Raw genomic sequence first — 4,744 nt, forward strand, 5'->3', positions numbered from 1 at the left:
GCGCCGATCTCCGCGAGGAAGTCGATCGTTCCGGGGTTCAGCGCGGCCATCACGGAGCTTGCGTGCGCGGGAAGATCCGGCAAGGCCAGCCGAAGCGCGACGAGGAACCCGACGTCGGAGACGATGACGCCGTCGATCCCGGACTCCTCCGCGAGCCGGCCGACGAGCGGGAGGAGGAACTCCTGCTGCTCCGGAGTGTAGTACGGGGCGTTGAACGCGACGAACACCGGGATGCGATGCGCGTGCGACCGCTCCGCCAGCAGGGAGACGTCGTCGCGCTGGAGGAGGTTCCCCGCCACGGGGCCGCGGCGGTTGATCCAGAACGCCCCGCCGTACCGCTCCAGCCATTCCGGGGGGACGTACCCGCAGAAGAATTCATCCGCTCCGCCCGCGGCGAGCGCCTCCACCTCTTCCGGGTGGCTGATCGGAACGGTGATCCTCGTCACTCCGGTTTCCCCCCCGTCGCCGGAACGGCGACGACGACGCGGTCCACCCGTTTCCGGACCGCAAGGCGGGATAGCACTCCCTCCGCCACGTGCGGCGGCACCGCGTGGTAGAGGGCGTTCCCGAGGGTGAGCAGGTGTCTTCCCGCGCCGTTCCCCCCGGGGACCGGGACACGGAACTCGACGGCGTACTTCGCGCACTCGGTCCGGCACGGCCCGTCCGCGAGGAACCTCTCCTTCTTCTCCTGGTGCATCGCCGCCGGAAGGCAACTCCGCCCCATCGTCACGAACTGGTACGGAAGGTGGATCGACAGCCGCTCGTCCCGGCCTTCCCACTCCTCCTCTTCCATCGGCTGGAGGAACGGATCGATCTCCCGGCGGCCGATCCCGTACCGTCCCATCAGCGCCCGGAATCCGGGAGCGAGCTCCCCGGAGCGGCAGAGCGCCGACCGCGCGGACATGGGGGCCTGGGGCGAATCGAAACGGTCCGCGAGACGGGGGTCGCGGAGCATCTTGTGCGTCAGGCGGCCCAGGACGATGGAGACCGTCGGGTGGAGGGTCCTCAGGCGGTGAACCGTCCCCCAGTCGTTGGCGACCAGTTCGGATCCTTCCACGCCTTCCAGCGCGAGGACCGCCTCTTCGGCCTTCGCGAGGCCGCCCCGCGACAACGGCGGCAGGACCAGGGACAGCGCGACCCTCCCTTTCTGCGCCGACGCGACCCAGGCGTCCAGCGCCCGCGGTGACGGGAGGAGCCGTTCGCACGTCTCGTTGCCGACGTACACCCGCGTCGGCGCGTCCCCGGGAAGGTGCCGCCGGAGCGCATCCGAAAGCGCCGCGTGGACATTCCCCGGCGCGTCGCCCTGCAACGCTTCACCGAGGGAGGCCTCCCCGCGAAGGACCGCGGCCGGCGGGGCGGCGAGGAGGGGAAAGTGGAGTCCCACCTCCACGCCGCGGCCCGCGCCGGACCGCGGAGACGCCTCCGGCCTGTGCCGTGTCAGGAGCAAGCGGACCTCGCCCCCGCTACCGCTTCTGCACGCGGAAGTGCGTGAGGACCGCGTCTCCCGGGGTGTCGATCCGCTTCAGCAGCTTCATCGTCTCGGTGTCGTAGATCAGGATGGTGTCGCCGCCGCCGCCCAGGTACACCTTCTTCCCGTCGGAGCTGACCTGGATCGTGTAGTAGCTCTTGTCCAGGTCGGCGGCGGTTTTCAGCAGCCGGTTCGTCGCGAAATCCCGCTTCTCCACCGTGTTGAGGACGGTGTAGTAATACTTCCGGTCGGGGGAGACGACTCCCGAGAACTGGACGTAGAGGGGGCCGATGTCGGTCACGAGCTTCATGGATCCTTCCGTGCTCTTCTTCCGGAGGTCGATCGTGTAGTACCCCTGGTACATGAGGTTGTTGTTGCTGTTCTGGCTGCCGACCAGGATCAGCGCCATCCCGGACTGGTCGTGGAGCCGCCAGATGTTCAGGGAGATCTGCGGGTCGACGCCGGTCGTCGTCGGGTGGCCGATCCCGAGGAAGTTCACCTGCTTCCCGGTCCCGGGGTCGTAGACGAACACATCGCGCCCGGTGACGTAGAACTCGCTCCCGTCGTAGCCGAAGAAGATGTTCGTGCAGCCGCGGGGGATCTCGATCTCCTTCACGAACTTCCCGGTCGTGACGTCCAGCACCAGGACCGCCGGCGTCATGTCGACGATCTCGTCGGAGAGCCACCGCTGCCGCAGGGAGAGGGCGTACAGCAGGTTCGGGTTCGCCGGGTTGAGCTCGATGTCGAGCGCCCTCACCTTTACGTCCCCCGATCCCATGCGGAACGTGCGGACCACCTTCTTCCCCGCCAGGTCGATCTGCTCGATCTGCTGGCCCCAGTCGGTGATGGTGAAGACCTTGTCCAGGTCCCTGGGGTCCCAGGTGAAGTTGGTGACCTTCTTCCCCTGGGTGTCGATCGTGGCGATGATCTCGTCCTTGTCGCCGTCGAGGACGTTGAACTGGTTGTGGATCATCCCCTGCAGGAGGATGTCCCTGGCCGAAGCCGGAGAATCGCCCGAGGCGAGCAGCAGGACCGCCCCGAGCAGCGCCATCGCGAAAGAGACCGTTCTCTTCATCGGTTCGTTCCCTCCGTGGGTTTTTCCTTTGTCGTGGATCGCGCCGCCGCCTACCATTCCGGCTTCACGACCTTGAGCTTCATCCAGTCCTTCATCGCCCGCGTGCAGTCGGCGTTCCAGTCCGGGTTGTTGTACGTGTCCGGCGCCTGCCCCGGCCACCAGCAGTACATGTCGGTGGTGCCGAAGAGATCCGTCTCGATCGGCGTGCAGAGCTGCTTCGTCGCCCCGGTCCAGTCGTTCTCGTAGCCGGGATTGAACACGGACGTGCAGGTGTGCATGAAGGGGATGACTCCCTGCGCCTCCACGACCGGCGCGTCCCGGTCGGCCTTCTCGATCTTCCTGCCCCTGCGGTTGACCCCTTTCAGGTGCTTCATGCGATCCCCCTTTCGCCGAGCATCGCGTCCAGAAACGTCGGCGTTTCGTTTTGTATGCGGACATAGGTTTGAAGACCCAGCAGAAACAGCTCCTTGATCCACCGGCAGTAGTGCACGGACGGCGCGAAGAGATTTCCCTGGCGGAGGTACGCGTCGTGGTAGCACCCCCCCGAGCAGAAGTTCTTCGCCCAGCAGGCGTCGCACGCGGTCTGGCGGCGCCTTCGCGCCCCTTCCAGGAACCGGGAGCGGGCTTCTTCCGAGATTCCGGCGCCCGGGGTCCCGAAGGAGTCCCCGATCCCGCAGAGCCGGTGGCACGGGTAGAAGGACCCCGACGGGTCCACGGCCAGCATCCCGATCCCCGCCCCGCAAGGGTACGGCATCGGGTCCCCGCGGTGGATCAGCGCGAGGATCTGCGACAGGTTCGAGAAGGCGGGGACCCGCCGATCGCGGACATCTTCCACGTACCCGTCCGCAAGCTCACGGAACCCTTCCAGCACCGCGCCGAGCTCTTCCTCCGTGAGCGCGGAGGAACTTCCTTCCGCGGCGGACGCCGGCGCGAAGCCGACCTCGTCGAATCCCATCCCGCGCAGATGCGCGAACGTCCTCCGCACGTCCACGGCCCCGTGCCCGAGGGTCACGCGCGCCGCGACGGGGAAGCCGTTCCGGTTTTCCATCAGGAGTCCGATCCCCCGCGCCACGTCCGCGTAGGACCCTTTTCCCGACGGGTACGGACGGTTCCGGTCGTGGATCTCCGTGGGCCCGTCGATGCTGAGGCAAACGGAGATCCCGTTTCCCTTCAGGAATCCGGCGATCTCCCGGGTGAGGAGAGTGCCGTTCGTGGTGATGGAGAAGGAGATCTCCACCCCGCGCTCCGAAGCCATCTTCCGGGCCTCCCCCACCGCGGTTCGAATGAGGGGGAACCGCAGCAGCGGCTCCCCGCCGAAAAACGTCACGGACACCTTCCGGTCCGGCCCGGCGCGATCCAGAAGAAGTTCCACGCCGCCGCGGAGCGACTCCGGGGACATCTCCCCCGTCGCCCCTCCCCCGGCCGCGGCCGTGGAACCCGGGACGCACCCTTCCTCGCGATCTTCGTAGCAGTAGCGGCAGGCGAGGTTGCAGGAGTAGGTGAGCATCAGCACGAGCGTCCGGAGCCGCAGGGGCGGATGCGCGGCGCGGCCCGACGGCCCGCGATCCTCCGGGGTCCCGACCAGCCCCGCCCGCCGGAGATCCGAAAGGATCTCCTCCGGTACGTGGCCCGCGCCGGAGGAGGCGAGGGCGGACACGGCGTTCCGCGCCCCGTCGTCCATCCGGAAGAGCCCGCCGGTTTCCGACGCGTAGAGATACGTCTCCCCGCCCGCCGTGAAACAGCGATGCGGGAGGAGAACCGCTTCCGCGCCGGACGTCCGGGCGATGTCCCCCATGGCGTTCGCCTTGCCCCTTAGGGCCTGTCCTTACTGCACCGGCCTCTGGACATACAGAGGGATGGTGGCGAGCAGGTAGCCGCGGGCGGACAGCGTGCCGCCGCCGGGCGCGGCGTAGGAGGCCGTCACCCAGACGTCCCCCAGGTTGTTTTCCTGCATGAACCGCTTCGGATTCGGACCTTCGTCCCCGGGGGTGAAGAGCCCGTTCCGGTCGATCTTCCCGACGAAGTCCACATCGTGGTCCTCGTTGGTGGCGGCAAGCTCGACGACCCCCCACGTCGCCGGGACGCGGCCGATCTCGATGTCGTCCCCGGTGCCCGCGGCGCCGTCCGCGCCCTTGCTGCACGCCATGGCGTCGAACTGGACGAGCTGCTTCACCGCGTACCCCAGCCCCCCGGTGCGCGAC

Annotated in this window: 6 protein-coding genes; all 6 read right to left on the minus strand. The window is 68.0% G+C overall.

From position 1 onward, the window contains the following. Window positions 1-446 (minus strand): U32 family peptidase (locus HZB86_11255; GenBank protein MBI5906099.1); only part of this gene is annotated, 446 nt, incomplete at its 3' end. Next, a complete protein-coding gene (locus HZB86_11260; GenBank protein ID MBI5906100.1) occupies window positions 443-1,447 on the minus strand; it encodes a hypothetical protein in 1,005 nt (334 codons plus the stop codon). The genes HZB86_11260 and HZB86_11255, both read right to left, overlap by 4 nt. Before the next feature lie 16 nt (window positions 1,448-1,463). Continuing rightward, complete coding sequence (locus HZB86_11265; GenBank protein MBI5906101.1) at window positions 1,464-2,543, minus strand: hypothetical protein; 1,080 nt, start codon at window positions 2,541-2,543, stop codon at window positions 1,464-1,466. A gap of 50 nt (window positions 2,544-2,593) precedes the next feature. Then, window positions 2,594-2,917, minus strand: coding sequence for a quinohemoprotein amine dehydrogenase subunit gamma (gene qhpC / locus HZB86_11270; GenBank protein MBI5906102.1), 324 nt, complete (start codon window positions 2,915-2,917; stop codon window positions 2,594-2,596). Beyond that, window positions 2,914-4,338, minus strand: a complete 1,425-nt coding sequence (locus HZB86_11275) for an SPASM domain-containing protein (GenBank protein ID MBI5906103.1) — start codon at window positions 4,336-4,338, stop codon at window positions 2,914-2,916. Before HZB86_11275 ends, qhpC begins: the two co-directional genes overlap by 4 nt. A 30-nt stretch (window positions 4,339-4,368) precedes the next feature. Next, on the minus strand, window positions 4,369-4,744 hold a 376-nt coding region (locus HZB86_11280), incomplete at its 5' end, for a quinohemoprotein amine dehydrogenase subunit alpha (protein ID MBI5906104.1).

The organism is Deltaproteobacteria bacterium, assembly GCA_016234845.1.
Taxonomy (GTDB): Bacteria; Desulfobacterota; Deferrimicrobia; order Deferrimicrobiales; family Deferrimicrobiaceae; genus JACRNP01.